The organism is Croceibacterium segetis, from assembly GCF_011320115.1.
Lineage (GTDB): Bacteria > Pseudomonadota > Alphaproteobacteria > Sphingomonadales > Sphingomonadaceae > Croceibacterium_B > Croceibacterium_B segetis.
On sequence record NZ_JAANOZ010000005.1, the window covers coordinates 81698 to 99945 of the forward strand.

Annotated in this window: 17 protein-coding genes; 7 read left to right on the forward strand and 10 right to left on the reverse strand. The window is 67.8% G+C overall.

Going from position 1 to position 18248, the window contains the following annotated elements:
* The first annotated feature begins 142 nt into the window (after positions 1-142).
* The 3 genes from G7B69_RS07435 to G7B69_RS07445 all read left to right on the forward strand — a co-directional run bounded on the left by G7B69_RS07435 (position 143) and on the right by G7B69_RS07445 (position 4465).
* Positions 143-700, forward strand: a complete 558-nt coding sequence (locus G7B69_RS07435) for a DUF4402 domain-containing protein (protein ID WP_166177731.1) — start codon at positions 143-145, stop codon at positions 698-700.
* A gap of 182 nt (positions 701-882) precedes the next feature.
* The gene (locus G7B69_RS07440; RefSeq protein ID WP_166177733.1) at positions 883-1725 is read left to right on the forward strand and encodes a fimbrial biogenesis chaperone; all 843 of its coding nucleotides are present in this window, start codon (positions 883-885) and stop codon (positions 1723-1725) included.
* 31 nt (positions 1726-1756) lie between these two features.
* The gene (locus tag G7B69_RS07445) at positions 1757-4465 is read left to right on the forward strand and encodes a carboxypeptidase regulatory-like domain-containing protein (RefSeq protein WP_166177735.1); all 2709 of its coding nucleotides are present in this window, start codon (positions 1757-1759) and stop codon (positions 4463-4465) included.
* Positions 4466-4474: 9 nt separating this feature from the next.
* Here the strand turns inward: G7B69_RS07445 and G7B69_RS07450 are convergent, their stop codons facing one another.
* Positions 4475-5026 carry a hypothetical protein gene (locus G7B69_RS07450; RefSeq protein ID WP_166177737.1) on the reverse strand — a complete coding sequence of 184 codons (552 nt, stop codon included), beginning with the start codon at positions 5024-5026 and terminating at the stop codon, positions 4475-4477.
* Between the two features lie 103 nt (positions 5027-5129).
* Complete coding sequence (locus G7B69_RS07455) at positions 5130-5612, reverse strand: GAF domain-containing protein (RefSeq protein ID WP_166177739.1); 483 nt, start codon at positions 5610-5612, stop codon at positions 5130-5132.
* Positions 5613-5675: 63 nt separating this feature from the next.
* Between G7B69_RS07455 and G7B69_RS07460 the strand changes: the two genes are divergently transcribed.
* Positions 5676-7166, forward strand: coding sequence for a PQQ-dependent sugar dehydrogenase (locus G7B69_RS07460; RefSeq protein WP_166177741.1), 1491 nt, complete (start codon positions 5676-5678; stop codon positions 7164-7166).
* Positions 7167-7170: 4 nt separating this feature from the next.
* Here the strand turns inward: G7B69_RS07460 and G7B69_RS07465 are convergent, their stop codons facing one another.
* Positions 7171-7998 (reverse strand): DUF815 domain-containing protein, encoded by an 828-nt coding sequence (locus G7B69_RS07465; RefSeq protein WP_166177743.1) that lies wholly within the window; start codon positions 7996-7998, stop codon positions 7171-7173.
* Between the two features lie 70 nt (positions 7999-8068).
* Between G7B69_RS07465 and G7B69_RS07470 the strand changes: the two genes are divergently transcribed.
* Both G7B69_RS07470 and G7B69_RS07475 read left to right on the forward strand, forming a co-directional pair.
* Positions 8069-9424: an aryl-sulfate sulfotransferase gene (locus G7B69_RS07470; RefSeq protein WP_166177745.1), complete on the forward strand. Its 1356-nt coding sequence runs from the start codon at positions 8069-8071 to the stop codon at positions 9422-9424.
* Between the two features lie 33 nt (positions 9425-9457).
* A complete protein-coding gene (locus tag G7B69_RS07475) occupies positions 9458-10378 on the forward strand; it encodes an L-threonylcarbamoyladenylate synthase (protein ID WP_166177747.1) in 921 nt (306 codons plus the stop codon).
* Here G7B69_RS07475 and G7B69_RS07480 read toward each other — a convergent pair.
* From G7B69_RS07480 to G7B69_RS07505, 7 genes are all read right to left on the reverse strand, one after another.
* Entirely contained in the window at positions 10375-10671 is a 297-nt protein-coding gene (locus tag G7B69_RS07480; protein WP_341479172.1) for a hypothetical protein, read from the reverse strand. The two genes, G7B69_RS07475 and G7B69_RS07480, sit on opposite strands and share 4 nt — an antisense overlap.
* Positions 10672-10757: 86 nt before the next feature.
* Positions 10758-11522 (reverse strand): head GIN domain-containing protein, encoded by a 765-nt coding sequence (locus tag G7B69_RS07485; protein ID WP_166177751.1) that lies wholly within the window; start codon positions 11520-11522, stop codon positions 10758-10760.
* Positions 11523-11623: 101 nt separating this feature from the next.
* Positions 11624-12340 carry a head GIN domain-containing protein gene (locus G7B69_RS07490; RefSeq protein WP_166177753.1) on the reverse strand — a complete coding sequence of 239 codons (717 nt, stop codon included), beginning with the start codon at positions 12338-12340 and terminating at the stop codon, positions 11624-11626.
* 158 nt (positions 12341-12498) lie between these two features.
* A complete protein-coding gene (locus tag G7B69_RS07495) occupies positions 12499-13035 on the reverse strand; it encodes a CarD family transcriptional regulator (protein WP_166177755.1) in 537 nt (178 codons plus the stop codon).
* A gap of 260 nt (positions 13036-13295) precedes the next feature.
* Positions 13296-13634: a ferredoxin FdxA gene (gene fdxA / locus G7B69_RS07500; RefSeq protein WP_166177757.1), complete on the reverse strand. Its 339-nt coding sequence runs from the start codon at positions 13632-13634 to the stop codon at positions 13296-13298.
* 40 nt (positions 13635-13674) lie between these two features.
* Positions 13675-13941: an RNA-binding S4 domain-containing protein gene (locus G7B69_RS16695; protein WP_207785975.1), complete on the reverse strand. Its 267-nt coding sequence runs from the start codon at positions 13939-13941 to the stop codon at positions 13675-13677.
* On the reverse strand, positions 13942-16452 hold the full coding sequence (locus tag G7B69_RS07505; RefSeq protein WP_243415066.1) for a helicase-related protein: 2511 nt from the start codon (positions 16450-16452) through the stop codon (positions 13942-13944).
* 179 nt (positions 16453-16631) lie between these two features.
* Here G7B69_RS07505 and G7B69_RS07510 point away from each other — a divergent pair, with 179 nt between their 5' ends.
* Positions 16632-18233, forward strand: coding sequence for a M23 family metallopeptidase (locus tag G7B69_RS07510; RefSeq protein ID WP_243415067.1), 1602 nt, complete (start codon positions 16632-16634; stop codon positions 18231-18233).
* The last annotated feature ends 15 nt before the right edge of the window (positions 18234-18248 follow it).

Here is an 18248-nt window from a genome sequence, read left to right on the forward strand (position 1 = left end):
CCCCGTAGTCGTTAACCAATCTCGCCCACCAAGCCTGAATAAACGAGCGGTAAACGCCAATCACGGACGAGGCCGTATCGGTCCGTTCGGCGAGTGGCAGGGTCACTCGCGGAACAAGATTACGCTTGGAAGGGACCATATCATGAGCAAATTTCTTCGTTACGCTGCCGTTGGGGCCGCCGTAGCTTCGTTCGGCATTGCGTCGGGCGCCCAGGCTGCGACGACCGATTCGGCGAATGCCACTGCCACGATCCTCACCGCGCTGTCCGTCGATGTCGACGCGACCGCCGACACGCTCGACTTCGGCACGCTGGCCGACGGCGGCATCACCGCGGACGCCACCTTGGACGTCGCTGCGGACGGCACCGCGGGCACTTGCCCGACGAACGTGATCTGCGGCGGGACGACTGCGGCGCCGCTGTTCCACGTGACCGGCCTCGACACCAAGGTCGTGCAGATCTCGCTCGTCAACCCGACCGAGACCCTGAGCTATGACACGACGATCAACGGCGGCGCTGCCCCGGCGGGCTTCGCTTCAGCGATGACCGTGGGCTCGTTCGTCACCGACGCCGCGTCGAACCAGGTGACGCTCGCCGGCGGTACGGCCGATTTCTCGGTCGGCGGCACGCTCACCATGCATCCGAACATGGCGCCGGGCGTGTACACCGGCACGCTGACCGTTTCGGTCGCCTACAACTGATCGATCCCCGCGCGCGAAGGCGCGCGGCGATTGCCTCGAGCCGTCTCCGCGCCTTCGCGGAGGCGGCTTTTTCTTGCCCGAGCTCCCACGGTTTACGACGAATTAACCTTGCAGAGGTAAGCAAATCCCTAGTTTTTACGCGCTTTCCCGTACGCGGAAAGCCCTAGGGGAGGAACCGCCAGATGCGCGGCACGGGCAAGTTTTACCGCACCATCCTGAAAACGTCGCTCGCCGGCCTCAGCGGCCTGGCGTTGCTCGCCCCGAGCGCCGGCGTGGCGCAGGGCGATCTGCTGATCGCTCCGACGCGGCTGGTGCTCGACGGACGCCGTGGCGGCGAGGTGATTCTCTCCAATATGGGCAGCGAGGAGGAAACCTACCGCGTCTCGCTGGAGCTCCGCCGGATGGACGTGAACGGCAATCTCGAGCCGGTCGAGGAAGCCCAGGCGAATGCTTCCGAGAAGGCGGCGCTGGCGATGATCCGCTACGCGCCGCGGCGAGTGACCCTGCCGCCGTCGCAGCCGCAGTCGATCCGCATCAGCGCCCGCCCCGACGCAGACCTGCCCGATGGCGAGTACCGCGTTCACATGTCGTTCGCCGCGCTGCCGAAGGTCCGCGCGGTCACCGACGTTCCGGCCGACAAGAGCGGCATCGCGATCAATTTGATCCCTGTCTATGGTATCGTCATGCCGATCATCATCCGCAAGGGTGAGCTCACGGTGACTGCCGGGATCGCCAACCCCCGGATCGTTCACGGGCCCAAGGGCGACGAGTTCACCGTCGACATGACCCGGTCGGGCAACGAATCGATCTACGGAGATTTGCTCGTCTATCGCCAGGGCGCGAAAGATCCCGCCTTCACCGCGCGCGGAATCGGCGTCTATCCCGAGATCGGCGCGCGGCACGCCACCTTCGAGCTCACACCCGAGCAGGCTGCCGCAATGAAGGGCCCGGCGCGGATCGAATTCCGCGAAGCGGTCGAGAACGGCGGCGCGCTGATCGCCGCGGTCGACGGAACGCTCGGGTAGGCACCGCCTCGGCGGATCGCCGGCAGCTGACATGCGCACCTTGACACTCTGGTCCAGGAAGGCCGCCGCGCTCGTCGTGGCGGCCGTGCTCGCATCCGGCGCGGGCGTAAGCCCGTCGGCCCGTGCCGCTGGCGTCACGACGCCAACACAGGATGACCAGGTCATCCTGCAGCTTCAGATCAAAAAATTCCGCATGGGGAACGAGTTGCGCGGCTACCACACCGCGAACGGCACCTGCGTCGATTTGGCCGACATGATCCTTGCACTCGACCTGCCGGTCCGGCTCGACAAGAAGTCGCGCCGCGCGACTGGCTGGCTATTCCGCGAGGATCAGACTTTCACGCTCGATCGCGATAAAAATACGGTACAAATCGTGAACAAAGAGCGCGCTCTCCAGCCGGGCGAACTCTATGACACGCCCGAAGGCTGGTGCGTCGATACGAAATCGCTCGCTGGTTGGCTCGGCGTCCGGCTCACGCCGAATCTCTACGACGCGGCGCTTACCCTCGACAGCGACGCGCCGCTGCCGTTTATCGAAGCGATCGAGCGCAAAAGTCGTGCCGCGCGACTTCGCGACAAGAAGAGCTTCAACCTCGCCGACTACCCGCAGACCAAGCTGCCGTACCAGACCTGGCGCACGCCTTCGGTCGACGTGGTCGCCGACGTCTCGTGGATCCGCAGCGACAATGGCAGTGGCCAGCTGCGCCGCCGCTACCAGGCCTACGCCAGCGGCGAAGTGGCCGGGGTGAGCGTCGATGCACGCCTCGCCTCCGATTCAACGGGAACGCCCGACACATTGCGCATGAGCGCCTATCGCAAGGACCCGGCGGGCGGGATGCTCGGGCCGCTCAAGGCAACCCAGGTAGCCGCCGGTGACGTCGAGGTGTTTTCGGGCAACCTCGCCGGCGCCGGCGGCGTTGGCCGCGGCGCGTTTGTCAGCAATCGCCCGCTCGAGCGGCCGACCAGCTTCGGCAAGACGGTCCTGCGCGGGGCGCTGCCGATCGGCTGGGACGCCGAACTCTATCGCAACGGCCAGCTGCTCGCCTTCCAGAGCGATCGCGCCGATGGTCGCTACGAGTTCGACGTCGATCTGGTTTACGGCAGCAACGACCTCGAAGTGGTGCTTTACGGCCCGCAGGGGCAGGTCCGGCGCGAGAGCCAATCGGTTCCCATCGGCTATGCTGCGGTCGCCCCGGGCAGGCTCGAGTATTGGGCGGGAGTGATCCAGCGCAATCGCGACCTGATAAGCTTCCACGATCCGCCCAATCCGCTCGACACCGGATGGCAATACGGCTTTGGAGCCCAATACGGCCTCGATAACCGCACGGTTCTCGGGATGAGCGGTCATTCGTTGTTCCTCCAGGGCAAACGGCGCGATTTCGCCGAATTCGACATGCAGAGGGCCTTGGGCCCGATGCTGCTCGACCTCACCGGGGCGCAGGAATTCGGCGCCGGCCGGGCCTATCGCGCGAGTGCCATAGGCCGAGTCGGCAAGATCAACGTCACCGGCGAGGCCCTCTTCCTCGATGGTAGCTTCACCAGCGGCCTCGTGGGCCAGCAGGAACGCTCGCACCAGACGATCCTGCTCGAAGCGATTCTCGGTTCGGGCCGCCGGGTGGTGCCGGTGGGCGCCGGTTATACCCGCTCGGTGCTGGCCGACGGCCGAAAGGTTAACGAATGGTTAGCGCGGGCCTCGCTCGTGCTGCCGCGCCTGTCGTTGACGGGGGTAATAACCGATCGTGAGGTCTCCGGTGGGCGGGCCGACACCGAAGGGCTGAGCGTCGGAATGCTGGCGAACACACGCGTACTGGGCTTCCTGGTCCGCGCCGACGCAACCTATCGGGTCACCGGGCTGCGCAAAGGCTTCGACAACGCCCGGCTGACCATCGAAAAGCCGCTCGATGATCGGTCCGACCTGCGCTTCGACGTCCAGCGCGACGGCCGCCAGCGCGTGACCAGTTTCGAAGCGGGCTACGTGCGGCAGTTCCGCCAGCTGGCACTGCGCGTCGGCGCCACGGCCGACAGTCGCGGCAGCATCGGTGCCAACATGGGCGTCAGCTTCAGCTTTGGCCCCAATCCGTTCGGCAAGGGAATGCGCTTTTCGAACGCCAAGCTCGCCCAGCGCGGCGAGGCGGCGGTGTCGGTTTTCCTCGACGAGAACGGCGACGGCGTGCGATCCCCCGGCGAAGCGCCGCTCGAGGGCGTCGGCCTCACCGCTGGCCAGTTCGGCGCGTCGGAACCTACCGACAAGCGCGGCCACGCGGTGATCGAAGGGCTCAATCCGTACCAGAAGGTGCTGATCGGGATCGACGAATCTACCCTGCCCGACCCATTCCTGGTCCCGACCAAGAAGGGCGTCGTCATCACTCCGCGCGCCGGGGTCGCAGCCAAGCTCGAGATCGGAGTCGCCCCGACCGGCGAAGTGGAAGGCGAGATCCATGGCCTCGAGGACACTCCGCGATCCGGCATCAAGCTCGAGCTCATCGACCAGGCGGGCGAGGTTGTCGCGACCACGCTCAGCGAATTCGACGGGTACTTCATGTTCGAGCGGGTGCCCTACGGGACCTATCGCGTGCAGATTTCCGCCGGCGCGGCGCAAGCGCTGGGCGCCGCGCGCGAGCTCGGCAAGACGGCGGTGCTGACGAAAGACAAGAGCGAGGTCCAGCTCGGCGTGCTGCGTCTGCGCGCCAGTCAGATCGCGGCGGCGGGCGCGGGCACTCCGGGCGGCAGCTCGCCGTGATCGCCCCGACTACTTGGTGGTGCGAACGGTCTTGCCCTTGGGGACCTTGGCCAACTTGACGTACTTGGTTGCCGCCTGGGCCGGAACGATCTTGCGCTCGCTCACCTGCTCGCGAACCACCTTTTCCTCGACGACTTCGTCGACGTGGCGCAGCGGCGCCGAATAGCGGTAGCGCGTCTCGATTGGCACCGGGATCCAGGTGTATGACGGGCAACCGCAAGGCGCGCCGCCGGACTGGTAGGCATACCAGTAGCTCGAGCCTCCGCCGTAGGCGAGCCCCCCTTCGCCCTGCCCAGCCAAGGGCCGGTGTTCGTAGGGTCCGGGTCCGCCGGGGTAGGGCTCCACTTGCGAGGGATAGGGCTGCGGGTAGACGCCGGGCGGCAACGGATGAGCGAACGGCGCACCGTCACTATGGTGCGGGGGCGGCATCGGGTCCGGATAGTGCGGGCCTTGCGGGCCGTCCCACGCGGGTCGGGGTGGGGACCTGTCCTGCGCCGCTGCGGGCGTGGCCGCGGCACCGAGGACAGTTGCGGCAGCGAAAGCTAGCAAATGGCGCGTCATCGTGGGTCCCCTGCTCGAATCGTTCGCGTGACAACCTGCACAGCTACCATCGCGATCCGCGCGAAAACAAAGGATTAGCGAGCCTTGTCCCGAAACGGGCCGCTCAGATGCGGTCGGCGAGAATCCGTGCGAGCGCCTCGATCCCGGTTTGGTCGTCGGGCTCGAAACGACCCTCTCGCGGCGCATCGAGATCGATCACCGCGATCACCTGGCCGCCGCGCCTGACCGGCACGACCAGCTCGGCGCGGCTCGCCGCGTCGCAGGCGATATGGCCGGGGAACGCGTTCACGTCGGCCACCCGCTGGCTCGCGCCGCTCGCCGCGGCCGCGCCGCACACGCCCTGACCGAAGGGAATGCGGATGCAGGCCGGCTTGCCGCAGAACGGGCCGAGCACCAGCTCGCCGTCGATCACGCGGTAGAACCCCGCCCAGTTGAGTTCGGGCAGAAATTGCCAGAGCAGCGCGGCGACATTGGCCATGTTGGCGACCGCGTCGCTCTCGCCAGCGGTCAGCGCTTCGGCCGCAGCCGTGAGTTCGCGGTAAAGCTCGGCCTTGGGCTGAGCAGGGTCGGCGGCGAAGTCGTACATCGGACCAGAGGCTACGCCGCGTCCGCCATTGCCGCAAGCCCGCGGCTCGCCTATCCAGCGGCCATGGCTATTCTCAAGAAAATCGGCATCGCGCTGCTGGTGCTGATCCTCGTCCTCGCCGCCGCGGCCTGGTGGGTGCTGCGCGGTGAAACCGCGGACTTCAGCGTGGCGGACGTCGCCGGGACCGATCCCAAGCTCGACCAGCCCAATGAGCAGACGATCCCCACGGTCGAGGTGTTCAAGCCGATCGGCTGGGGGGCGAACGAGGCGCCCGTCGCGGCTCCGGGCCTCGCCGTTAACCGTTTTGCGCAAGGGCTCGAGCACCCGCGGATCATCTATCCGCTGCCCAACGGCGACGTGCTCGTTTCGGAAAGCAACGCGCCCGACCGGATCATCGCCGGAGGCGGGCTGACCAATCTCGTCGCCGGCTTCCTCTTCCGACGCGCTGGGGCGGACGTGCCCTCGCCGAACAAACTGGTGCTGCTGCGCGACGCCAATGGCGACGGAGTCGCCGAAACCAGTGCCGTATTGCGCGCCGACCTGCACTCGCCTGGCGGGATCGCTTGGGCCGACGGCAAGCTTTACGTCGCCAACACCGACGCCGTGCTGTCTTACGACTACAAGCTAGGCGAGACGGCGCTCAGCGGCACCCCGACGAAGCTGCTCGACCTGCCGGGAGCCGGCAATCACTGGATGCGCAATCTCGTGCTCAGCCCCGACGGCTCGAAGCTCTACGTCGGCGTCGGCTCTGCCTCGAACATCGCCGAAGGCGGGATCGACAAGGAAGCGGGTCGCGCGGCGATCTGGGAGATCGACCTCAAGACCGGCCGCCACCGCCTGTTCGCGGGCGGTCTGCGCAATCCCAACGGGCTTGCCTGGAACCCGTGGAACGGCGAGCTGTGGACCACCGTCAACGAGCGCGACCAGCTCGGCTCGGATCTGGTGCCCGATTACCTGACCAATGTCCCGATCGGCGCCAACTACGGCTGGCCGTGGGTCTACTGGAAGGACAAAATCGACACACGGGTGACGGCGCCGATGCCGAACTTCCTCACCGAATTCACCCGCAAGCCCGAATACGCGCTTGGCCCGCACGTTGCGGCGCTCGGGCTGGCGTTCACGCAAGGCGGCACGACGATGGGTCCGGCGTTCGGATCGGGCGCTTTCGTCGCCCGCCACGGTTCGTGGAACCGCAAGCCGCCGTCGGGCTATGACGTCGTCTTCGTCAGGTTCGACGAGCGCGGCAATCCGACCGGCAAGCCGGTGACCGTGCTCAGCAGTTTCCTGGCGGGCGACGGGAAAACGCACGGACGGCCGACCTGGGTGGCGTGGGACAAGACCGGCGCGCTGCTGGTCAGCGACGACACCGCGGGGATCATCTGGCGTGTTACCTCGCCCGGCGCCAAGCCCGCCGCCGCGCCGGCGCGGACGGCGAGCGCCAGCCTGCCGCCGCAGCGCGAGCTCAACTCCGATCCCGCCGAGGCCTTCAAGCATCCCCCGGCCGACTTGCAGCCGGGAATGCTCTCGACGCGCAACACCCCGGCGACCGACTGACGAGTCAGAGCCGCTTACCGGCGCGTCCGGCGAGCTCGACGACAAAGTGCCAGGCCACACGTCCCGACCTGGCGCCACGGCGCCGGGCCCATTCGAGCGCGTCGGCCTCCGCCCACGCGAGGCTGTGCTCGGCCGCATAGCCGCGGACGATGTCGAGGTATTCGTCCTGCGAGCAGGCGTGGAAGCCGAGCGCGAGACCGAAGCGATCGGCCAGCGCCAGCCGGTCGTCAACCACGTCGCGAGGATTGATCGGATCGTCCTGCTCGGCCATCTGCCGGGCTACGATCGCTCGCCGGTTGGAGGTGACCGCCAGGCGCACGTTGGCCGGGCGCGCCTCGATCCCGCCCTCAAGCCAGCTGCGCAAGTGGCGCGGCCCGTGGGTATCGCCCTCGGCGAATCCGAGATCGTCGATGTAGACGAGGAAATTGCGTTCGACCGCACCGAGATCGGTGAATAGTGCTGGCAGCGTGTCGAGCGCATCGGTCCCCGCCTGGACCAAGGCGAGCCGGCCCGGCGCCTCGTCCTGCGCCGCCAGCACCCCCGCGCGCACCAGCGCCGACTTGCCCATGCCGCGCGCGCCCCACAGCAGCATGTCGTGCGCCGCGTGCCCGGCGGCGAGGCGGGCGACATTTTGGCAAACCGCCTCCTTCTGCCGGTCGATGCCCTTGAGCAACGCGAGCGGCGGTGCTTCGATCCGCTCGATCGGCCGGCCCTCGCGCCCGGTCCACAAGTAAGCCGGGGCGGAGAGCCACTCGGTCGTTTCCGCGCGTTCGGGGGCGAGCCGCTGCAGCGCCTCGGCGATTCGGCCCAGGGGATCGTTGGCGTCGGTCATCCTTCGTGCGTCGCCCGGCAACCTTGCCCACGTCAAGCTTTGCCTTAAACAGGGGTGGGGAGGTGAGGCGATGAAGTCACGACTGCTTAGATGGGGCGCGCTCGCCGTCGCACTGCTCGCGGCGGGGCCGATTTCTGGGGCGCCCACGGTCTATCCTACCGGCACGACCATCTACCAGCCCGGCAAGGCATGGAACGGCTACACAGTGCTCTCCGCTCTGGGCACGCCAGCCGTCATTGTGCTCGACATGAACGGCCGCGAAGTCTGGCGGTGGGACGGCTATGACCTTTCGGCCGGCGGGCCGGCGCGGGTGTTGCCCGGCGGGGTTGTCGTCGCACCGAAGGGCGTGTTCCCGCGCCACCTCGAGAACAACGCGCTCGTCGCCGAGAATTTCGACGGCGAGGAGGAGTGGCGCTTCGATCACGCCGAGCCAATCGCCCTCGAAGCGGGCCGGCAATGGAGCGCGCGCCAGCACCACGACTGGCAGCTCAGCACGTTCCCCGGCGGCTATTACTCGCCCAGTTTCACCCCGAGCCTCGCCGGAGCTTCGGTGCTGTTGCTGACCCACACCAGCCACAGCGATCCGGCGATCGCCGACGTCATGATCGATGACGACAAGCTGATCGAGCTCGATGCGAAGGGCAAAGTTGCGTGGGAATGGCGCGCGGGCGACCACATTGGCGAGCTGGGCCTGACGCCGGCCATGCGGGCGGCGATCGGCCGCCTCGCCAAGCGCGACGGCTTCGACTGGCTCCATGTCAACTCGGCCGCCTATCTCGGACCGAACAAGTGGTTCGACGGCGGGGACAAGCGGTTCGATCCGAAGAACGTGATCATCTCGAGCCGCCAGGCGAGCCTGATCGCGATCGTCGCGCGGGACGGAAAGGTCGTCTGGCGACTGGGCCCTGATTCGACCACTTCGCCCGAAGCGAAGGCGCTTGGCCAGGTGATCGGCCAGCACAACGTGACAATGATCCCCGAAGGCTTGCCCGGCGCGGGCAACTTGCTGCTGTTCGATAACGGAGGCGCGGCGGGCTACGGCGATCCGAGCCCGATCTCGCCGGGCGGCGACACGATCTACCAGCGCGCCACGTCGCGGGTGCTCGAGATTGACCCGGTCACGCTGGCGCTCGTCTGGTCGTACAGCGCGCCCAACTTCTACAGCTTCAACATCAGCGGGGCGCAGCGCATGCCCAACGGCAACACACTGATCACCGAAGGCACAACAGGGCGCGTGTTCGAGGTCACACCCGACAAGGACATCGTCTGGGAATATCTCGCTCCGCCGAGCACGGGAACGCGGCCGTCGGTGGCAATCTACCGCGCGTATCGCATTCCCTACGCGTGGCTGCCGCAGGTGGCGAAGCCAGCCGAGGTGCCGGTCGCCCGGCCCAACCCGGCGCGCTTCCATGTGCCGGCAGGATAGCGCCCGCGCGGCGAGGCGTGTAGCGCGGCGCGCATGATGCTTGCCCCCGACGCCGCCGGGATCGCCCGCGCCGCCGAGATCCTGCGCGGCGGGGGGCTGGTCGCGCTGCCGACCGAGACCGTCTATGGCCTCGCCGCCCGCGCCGACAGCGAGGCAGCGATCGCGGCGATCTACCGCGCCAAGGGACGCCCGGATTTCAATCCCCTGATTGTCCACGTGGCCAGTCTCGACCAGGCGGAGCAGCTGGCCGAGTTCGACGATCGGGCGCGCCTGCTCGCCGAGCGCTTCTGGCCCGGCCCCCTGACGGTGGTTCTGCCCTTGCGCGAAGGCGCTCCGTTGGCGCCCGCGGTCACGGCAGGCTTGCCGACAATCGCTCTGCGGATGCCGGCGCATCCGCTGATGCAGGCGGTCCTGCGCGAAGCGGATCTGCCGCTCGCCGCCCCGTCGGCCAATCGCAGCGGCTCGGTCAGCCCGACTTCGGCCGAGCACGTGGTCGCTTCGTTCGGCGGTGAGACTCCCGCGGTTCTCGACGGCGGCGCTTGCGAGCAAGGGCTCGAATCGACGATCGTCGCCTTGCGCGAGCAGGGATGGCAGCTGCTCCGCCCGGGGCCGATCGCCGAGTCCGTCGTGGCCGCGGTCTTAGGTGACGCCATGGCAGTCACGCCCGGCCGGATCGAAGCGCCGGGGCAGCTCGCGCGGCACTATTCACCGGGCAAGCCGCTGCGGCTCGATGCGTCGGGCGCGGAGAGCGATGAGTTCCTGATCGGCTTCGGGGCGTCTGCGGGCGACTGCAGCCTATCGCCCTCAGGCGATCTCGCCGAAGCCGCGGCACGTCTCTACGCGTGCTTGCACGACGCGGCTCGATCCGGCCGGCCGCGGATCGCCGTGGCGCCGATCCCGGACCAAGGCATCGGCGCGGCGATCAACGACCGCCTCAGGAGGGCGGCCGCCTAGCGCCTGGTTTCGACCGGCACCGTCGGAAGCAGCGCCTGGATCTGGTCGTAAGTCGTCCTGGCCTGGTCGCACGCGCCCTGGTTGCCCCTCACGCAAGCCTTGCTCTGCCGGTCGTAGGTTCGCTCGAGCTCGCCGAGCTTGGCCTCGCGCTTGCGCAGCGCGCGGCCGCGTTTCTCGTCTGCCTCGGATTGGCTGGTGGTGGCGAGATCGATCCCCTTGCCGGCGAGCTTGACCGGCGCGGTGGCGACATCGACCACCGTCTTGGCGAGACAGCCGCCGAGCGTAAGCGGCAAGACAAGGGCGAGAAGCAAGGCGGGGCGCATGGCGATCCTTTCGGAGCCGGGCCATGCGCCCCGCCGGGTGAGCGGTCAATGAACCGTCAGGCGGCCTTGTCGGTCTCTTCGCTGCCGCCTTCGCAAACCAGGCTGCCCGAACCGATCGTATGGACCTTACAGCGCGCGCGGCCCTTAACGGTCACGTCGCCCGAGCCCATGATGTTGGCGTTCACGTCGCCATCCGAAGCGAAGGTTGCGTCGCCGGAGCCGGCGACGTTGACGTTGGCGCTACCGACCTTGAGCGCACTCAGGTCGGCGCTGCCGCTACCCATCAAGTTAAGCTCGAGCTTGTCCGTGGTCCCGGCGGCCTTGAGCGACCCCGAGCCGGCGATGTTGATCTCGAGCTTCTTGGCGTTGACGCTCGCCAGCTCGAGCGTGCCCGAACCGGCGACGTTGATTTCGGGCTGGTCGGAAACCGACGCGGCAGTCATCCGGCCCGAGCCGGCCACGTTGAGCTTGGCGGGGGCCGGCATCGTGACGATGACGGTCGCGGTCTGGTTGTCACCCCAGGTGCCGTTCTGCCGCAGGATGCCGAGCGAACCGTTCTTGAGCACGAAGCGCATCCGCTCCTTGGCCTCGTCGCTGCCCTCGACCTGGATGGCCAGCTTTTCACCATCGCGGATGTCGACCATGTCGGGGCCGAGCAGGTTTACCTCGCTCGGCGCCTCGCCGGAGAGGTCGAGGTCGGCGAGCGCCTTGCCTTCCTCGCCGTTGAAGTTGACGTTGGCCTTGTCGCAACCGGCGAGGCTGCCGGCAATCGCCAGCGCGACCACCGGGGCGACCGCCTTGAGCACGTGCTTGAAACCCATGAGGGGTCCTCCTGTCGATCGTGTATTAGCGCCCTAATACACAAAAACAGGTGACGGCTCAATCGCCTTCGTCGGGCGAAGTTGGCGGTTGGCCGACGGCCTCAGCCGCCGCAGTGGGCGCGGCCCGAGCCGATGCGCGACACGGTGCAACGCGCGCCCCCGGCGATCTCGGCATCGCCGCTGCCGATGATCGAGACGTCGGCCGTCTCTCGGGCAGTGAGCTGGGCAGTGCCGGATCCGGCGATGCTGACTGCGGCGGTACGGCTGGTGAGACCGCGCGCTTTGACGTTGCCCGAACCGGCAACCGAAAGGTCGGCGCGGGTGGCGCTGCCGCGAGCGGTCAAGTTGCCCGAGCCGGCCATGCTGAAGTTCGCCCGAGCGACGCGGAGCGCGGCAATGTCAAGATTGCCGGAGCCGGCGACTGACGCGGCGAACCGGTCGCCTTCGGCGCGGTCGATCCGCATGTCGCCCGACCCGGCAAGCGAGGCGTCGGTCAGCCGCGGCAGCGTCACGGTGTAGGTCGCCGGCTTGAGCCCGCGCCAATCGAAGTTGCGGGGGTACTGCCGGCGCGGACGGATCTGCAGGCCCTCCCGATCGACCACAACTTCCATCTTGTCGAGAGTCTCGGCCGGGCCGGTTGCGTGCACCGAAGGTGCCCCGCCGACCCGAACGATGACCAGGTTCGCACCCGCCGCGGCGACCTTGTGGAATGCTCCGACCGGGTAGCTGCGCTCAACCGCAGCGGATTGCGCCGCGAGTGCCGCGCCGCCGCAGGCCGCCAGCGCGAGGGCCGCGATCAGGGACCGAAAGGTGTTCATCGAGTAATCTCCTGAAGATTTGACGCTACAGGTGTAGCGATGCGCTACAAATGTAGCAATCTCCAACTCGACCGACCGCGATGCCAGACAGACGAAGGGCCAAAGCAAAAGGGCCGCTCGGTCGCCCGGACGGCCCCTCAAACGTTAGCCAGCGAGCGTCAAACCTCTTCGGCCGCACTTTCGTAATATTGCGGCGCGTACTTGCGCAGCACGTCGAGGATCTTGCCGAGGGCGGTCGGCTCGTCGGTCTTCTCCATCGCCGCCAGTTCGCGGGCGAGGCGGCTTGAGGCGGCCTCGAAAATCTGCCGTTCGGAATAGCTCTGTTCGGGCTGATCCTCGGGGCGGAACAAGTCGCGGGTGACCTCGGCGATCGACACCAGGTCGCCCGAGTTGATCTTGGCTTCGTATTCCTGCGCCCGGCGCGACCACATGGTGCGCTTGACCTTGGGCTTGCCCTTGAGCGTCTCCATCGCTTCCTTGAGCGTCTTGTCGCTCGAAAGCTTGCGCATGCCGATCGATTCGACCTTGTTGACCGGCACGCGGAGGGTCATCCGCTCCTTCTCGAAACGGAGCACATAGAGCTCCAGCTGCATGCCGGCGATCTCTTCCTTCTGCAGCTCGATCACACGGCCGACACCGTGCTTGGGGTAAACGACATAATCGCCGACGTCGAAGGCGGGCGCATTCGCAGCCATTCAATATTCCTTTCTGCGGCAAGAACTTACCCAAGCGTCATCCCGTTCGAGGCCGCACGATCGGTGCGGGCGACCCCTCCAGGGATTTCGAAGACGTTGAGCGGGGGCTCCTGCTTATCCAAACCGCTGCCAGCTGGGGATAACTGCGGCAGTTGCGACGATCGTATAGCAGATTCGCAACAAAATTACCACCCCCATGGCGCGGGGCGGCATTTCGGCAGGTCAACCTGAATCAATCGGCGCGGATCGCCCGCGCCCGTTCAGTCGCCTTCACCCGGCTCCGGCGTGAAGTACTTGTCGAACTTGCCCTCTTCGCCCTTGTGCTCGTCGGCGTCTTCGGGCGGGTCCTTCTTCTCGGTGATGTTCGGCCATTCGGCCGAATATTTCGTGTTGAGCTCGAGCCAGGTCTCCAGCCCGCCTTCAGTGTCGGGGAGGATGGCCTCGGCCGGGCATTCGGGCTCGCACACGCCGCAGTCGATGCATTCGCTGGGATTGATCACCAGCATCGTCTCGCCTTCGTAAAAGCAGTCTACCGGGCAGACCTCGACGCAGTCGGTGTACTTGCACTTGATGCAGGCGTCTGTGACGACGTAGGTCATGGCTCTCGCGGTTCCCTTCTCTGGCGCCGTTTCCGGCGTGCTATGGCGCTCGCCCGGCAGCGTCAAGCGGGCGGTAGCACGCAGAGGCTTCCTCCGCCGGTCCACGACGGGCGGGCAGGGCAAGAATTTCTATCGGCAGCACGCGCGAACGAAAGGGCAGAGTCAGCACGTCCCCCACGAGGATGGGTTGATCCAGCCGGGTGACGCGTTCGCCGTTGCGGCGAATATGTCCCTCGGCGATCCACCGCTGCGCCGCGCTTCGCGTCTTGGCAAAGCGCAGGAACCACAGCAGCCGGTCGAGCCGCATTCAGCCTAGCAGGTGCGCCAGGCCGGCAAACGCGCCGCCCGCGGGCGGCGGACCGCTGTCACGTGGTGCGGGTGTGTGATCCTTGCGCGGCGCGCGCCAGCTCCACGACACCGGGGCCGGCGGGCCGAGTGCGCCCTCCTGCAATTTGCGCGGCTCTCCCGGACGGAAGCCTGCATCGCGCATCAGCCGCACGAAGTTGTCCGGCGCCAGCCCCATCGACGTCGCGAGCGCTGGGTCAAGCCTGAACGAACGCGCCCCCGCCGCAGTCCGCGCCTCGTGCGCCACGCGGAAGAGCTTTTCCCCCATGTCGACGCGAATGGCCTGATTTCCCGCCCGCCGATAGCCGGCCGGCAACGCTTTCCCGCCAGCGATGACCGCGTCCATCGCCGCATGAACCGGCCGGGCGTCGGCGCCGATTTCCTTTAGCAGCGCCCGCGGGCCCGGTTTGAGCAGCGCCGGCACGAACACGTCGAGCGCCCCGATGGTGACGCCGAGACGGCGCAGCAGCGGGCGCTTCTCCTTGGGAATGACAGCAAGCCCGGCGCTCTCGCGGGGCACGGTGCCGGCGCGGTCGACGAGAGTAAGCAGCAGAGCGCGCACTTCCGGCCCGGCCGTCATGTCGAGCGCCGCCACCGCAATCGTACGCAAGGGAGCAAGCGGAGCCAGGGCCGCATCGAACCACAGCTCGAGCGCCTCGGCCAGCCGCGCGCGGTGGACCGGCTCGAGGACATTGAGTTCCTTGGCCAGCACGAGCCGCGGCCGCGCGCGCGATTTGCCGCGCTCGAGCGTGGCGACGACCTGCGCGCCGCGCATCACCTTACTACTCCGGATGGTGAGATCGCCGAGCTCGCTCGCCACAAGCCACTGCGCCTTCTCCGCCAGCAGTCGCGGCATGTGCTTCTCCGCCGCGGCGAGCATCAGCTTGCGCTCCTCGCTGCCGGCGAGCGCGTCGACGACGAAGCGGAAGCCCTCGAGGTGGCCGATCGGCTCGCCCTCGACGGTGACGTGACCGTGCTCGTCGAGCGCCACACGCAGCAATGCCGAATCCTTGCCCATGGTCTTCATCAGTATCGAGGTCCGGCGATTGACGAAACGTTCCGTTAGGCGCTGATGCAAGGCGTCGGACAACCGAGCCTCGGCCGCGCGGGCGCGCGCAGCCATCTCGTCACGCGCGAGCACCCAGTCGGGCCGCTGGCAGATGTAGGCCCAGCTGCGGATCGCCGCGATCCGGCCTTGCAGCGTGTCGATGTCGCCTTGCGTGCGGTCGAGTTCGGCGATGCGCCCGGCGACATAGTCGGCGCCGAGATAGCCGTCGCGCAAGTCCTGCCACAGCCTCGAAACAAAGCGGGCGTGAGCGTCGGGCCCGTGCTGGCGGAAGTCGGGCAGCTGGCAGGCTTCCCACAGACGGCGGACCAGCCCGGGCGTCGCGACGCCAGCGACGACCAACGGGTCCTCGGCCAGGCGCTTGAGCACGGCCAGGTCGATCGCCTCGGGCGCGGGGACCAGCGATTCCACGCCGGGACCGGCCTCTAGGTCGGCAACCAACGCCGCGATGGTGTCGAATCGCGGCTCGGCTTCGCGCCAGAACAGGTGGGTCAGCGGCGCGAATCGGTGCTCCTCGATTGCGTAGATTTCTTCCTCGGCGAATTCGGTTTTTCCACCGCCTTTGCCGCTGCTCAATGTCCCGAAGGTCCCGTCCTGATGGTGGCGGCCCGCACGCCCCGCGATCTGGGCCATCTCCGCCGGGGTCAGTCGTCGCTGCCGGCGGCCGTCGAACTTGCTGAGCGAGGCAAAGGCGACATGGGTGACGTCAAGGTTCAGCCCCATGCCGATCGCATCGGTGGCGACAATATAGTCGACCTCGCCCGACTGGAACAATTCGACCTGGCGGTTGCGAGTCTCGGGGCTCAGCGCGCCCATCACCACCGCCGCGCCGCCGCGGAAGCGGCGCAGCATCTCGGCCATCGCGTAGACCTGCTCGGCCGAGAAGGCGACCAAGGCCGAACGCGGCGGGAGGCGGCTGAGCTTGGTCGATCCAGCGTGGGTCAGCGTCGAGAAGCGCGGCCGGTCCTCGATCTGCGCGCGCGGCACGAGCGCGCGGACCATCGGCTCGAGGGTCGCCGAACCGAGGAGCATCGTCTCCTCGCGACCACGGGCGTTGAGCAACCGGTCGGTGAACACGTGCCCGCGCTCGGGATCGGCGGCGAGCTGGGCTTCGTCGAGCGCGACGAACGCGCGGCCCCCGCCGTCGCGCGGCATCGCCTCGGCGGTGCACAGCAAATAGCGCGCGCCTTCGGGCTCGATCCGCTCCTCGCCCGTGATCAGAGCGACGTGCTTGTCGCCCTTGAGCGCCCGGACCTTGTCGTAGACTTCGCGCGCCAACAGCCGCAACGGAAAGCCAATCGCGCCGCTCGAATGGCCGCACAGGCGCTCGATCGCCAGGTGGGTCTTGCCGGTGTTGGTCGGCCCGAGGACCGCGCGCACCCGGCTGTCGGTGTCGTAAGCGCTCACTATTGGGCGAATGTGGCGGCTGCGCGGCCCGCTCGCAACCCTCCGCAACGGGTTGTCGCACAACGGATTCGTCTCACCGGATTAAGTGGAAATTTACTTTATTCTCGCATCCCTTTCGCTCACGAAACCGGCGGATCGTGCGGCGCCGCGCCTGCGGCGTGGCGCTTGGGAGGGCCCAGTTGTTCAAGGACCGCGCAAGCGACGTATCGCATCACGGCGCCCATGGCGGCGCCGCGGCGCTGTCGCACGCGCAGATCCTCGGCGATCCGCTACCGGGCAAGACTTTTCGCTTTGCCGCGCTTGCCGAGCGCTACGAGCAATGGCGCCAACGCGCGTCGATGGCTTTGTCCGAGGTCGAATTTGCCCCCGATCTTGCGCGCGAGATCGGCTCGCGGCGGTGGTTGCGCGGGGCGGCGACGATGGTCGGCTTGACCGCGCTGGCGCTGGCCGGTTGGCCCGATTTCGCTCCCCTCCGGGCCGCGCCGGCGATGCGCATCGACGAAGCTGCGCGCGACGAATTCCGCAGCCAGATGATCATGCCGCTAGCCCTCGGCGGCGATAGCGGCAGGCACATGGGCGCGACCCGCGAAGTCGTCCGGCTCAAGGGTGCGCCGGAGCGTCCGCGGCTCGACCTGGTCGCGACGCTCGGCGTCGGCGACAGCTTCGAGCGCATGCTCCGACGCGCCGGGGTCTCCGACACCGAAGCAGGCCAGATCGCCGGCCTCGTTGCGGGCGCGATGCCGCTCGGCGACATCGCGTCAGGTACCCAGATCGATCTCACGCTCGGCAGGCGGCCTTCGGCCGAGGCGGCGCGCCCGCTCGATTCACTCAGCTTCCGCGCGCGCTTCGATCTCCAGCTGGCGGTCGAGCGCGTCGGTGGCCGTCTGGCGCTGGAGCCGCATCCGATCACCGTCGACACCACCCCTCTGCGGATTCGCGGTGTCATCGGAACCAGCCTCTATCGCTCGGCTCGCGCGGCAGGCGCGCCGGCGAGCGCGGTGCAGGAGTATTTGCGCACGCTCGACGGCGAGATGGACCTCGACAACCTTGCCGCCGGCGACGAGTTCGACCTGATCGTGGACTACAAGCGCGCCGCCACCGGCGAGACCGAGGCGGGCAAGCTGCTGTATGTCGGGCTGATCCGCGGCGGGAAACCGCGCAAGCAGCTGATGCGTTGGGGCGCCGACGGCAAGTTCTACGAAGCTTCCGGCGTCGGCGAGACGCGCCAGGGGCTGATGCGCCCAGTCCCCGGATGGGAGACCTCCGGCTATGGCATGCGTCGGCACCCGGTGCTCGGTTACACCCGGATGCATCGCGGGATCGACTTCCATGCCCCTTACGGCTCGCCGATCTATGCGGTTAGCGACGGCACGGTCGAATTCGCCGGGCGTCACGGTGGGCATGGCAATTTCGTCAAGCTCGGCCACGGCGGTGGGCTCGAAACCGGCTACGCCCACATGAGCCGAATCGCGGTCACCCCGGGCGAGCGGGTGCGCCGCGGCGAAGTGATCGGCTATGTCGGCTCGACGGGGCTGTCGACCGGCGCGCACCTGCATTTCGAAGTCTACCGGAACGGGGAGGCGGTCAATCCGGCGACGGTTACTTACGTCAACCGCGCGCAGCTCAGTGGCGCGCAGCTGGCAGCGTTTCGCAGCACGCTCGCCGAGCTTCAGCGAATCCAGCCCGGCGCGGCGCTAACTCCCCTCACACCCGACCCGATCGCCACCGGCCAGCCGGTCCGTGAAATCGACCGCATCGACGCCAAGCAGAAGGTCTCCTGACCGACCGCTGATTGC

Bases quoted from the DNA above. Each gene is read 5' to 3' on its own strand.
- G7B69_RS07435 (WP_166177731.1), top strand. From the start codon at position 143: ATGAGCAAATTTCTTCGTTACGCTGCCGTTGGGGCCGCCGTAGCTTCG.
- G7B69_RS07440 (WP_166177733.1), top strand. From the start codon at position 883: ATGCGCGGCACGGGCAAGTTTTACCGCACCATCCTGAAAACGTCGCTC.
- G7B69_RS07445 (WP_166177735.1), top strand. From the start codon at position 1,757: ATGCGCACCTTGACACTCTGGTCCAGGAAGGCCGCCGCGCTCGTCGTG.
- G7B69_RS07450 (WP_166177737.1), bottom strand. From the start codon at position 5,026: ATGACGCGCCATTTGCTAGCTTTCGCTGCCGCAACTGTCCTCGGTGCC.
- G7B69_RS07455 (WP_166177739.1), bottom strand. From the start codon at position 5,612: ATGTACGACTTCGCCGCCGACCCTGCTCAGCCCAAGGCCGAGCTTTAC.
- G7B69_RS07460 (WP_166177741.1), top strand. From the start codon at position 5,676: ATGGCTATTCTCAAGAAAATCGGCATCGCGCTGCTGGTGCTGATCCTC.
- G7B69_RS07465 (WP_166177743.1), bottom strand. From the start codon at position 7,998: ATGACCGACGCCAACGATCCCCTGGGCCGAATCGCCGAGGCGCTGCAG.
- G7B69_RS07470 (WP_166177745.1), top strand. From the start codon at position 8,069: ATGAAGTCACGACTGCTTAGATGGGGCGCGCTCGCCGTCGCACTGCTC.
- G7B69_RS07475 (WP_166177747.1), top strand. From the start codon at position 9,458: ATGATGCTTGCCCCCGACGCCGCCGGGATCGCCCGCGCCGCCGAGATC.
- G7B69_RS07485 (WP_166177751.1), bottom strand. From the start codon at position 11,522: ATGGGTTTCAAGCACGTGCTCAAGGCGGTCGCCCCGGTGGTCGCGCTG.
- G7B69_RS07490 (WP_166177753.1), bottom strand. From the start codon at position 12,340: ATGAACACCTTTCGGTCCCTGATCGCGGCCCTCGCGCTGGCGGCCTGC.
- G7B69_RS07495 (WP_166177755.1), bottom strand. From the start codon at position 13,035: ATGGCTGCGAATGCGCCCGCCTTCGACGTCGGCGATTATGTCGTTTAC.
- fdxA (WP_166177757.1), bottom strand. From the start codon at position 13,634: ATGACCTACGTCGTCACAGACGCCTGCATCAAGTGCAAGTACACCGAC.
- G7B69_RS16695 (WP_207785975.1), bottom strand. From the start codon at position 13,941: ATGCGGCTCGACCGGCTGCTGTGGTTCCTGCGCTTTGCCAAGACGCGA.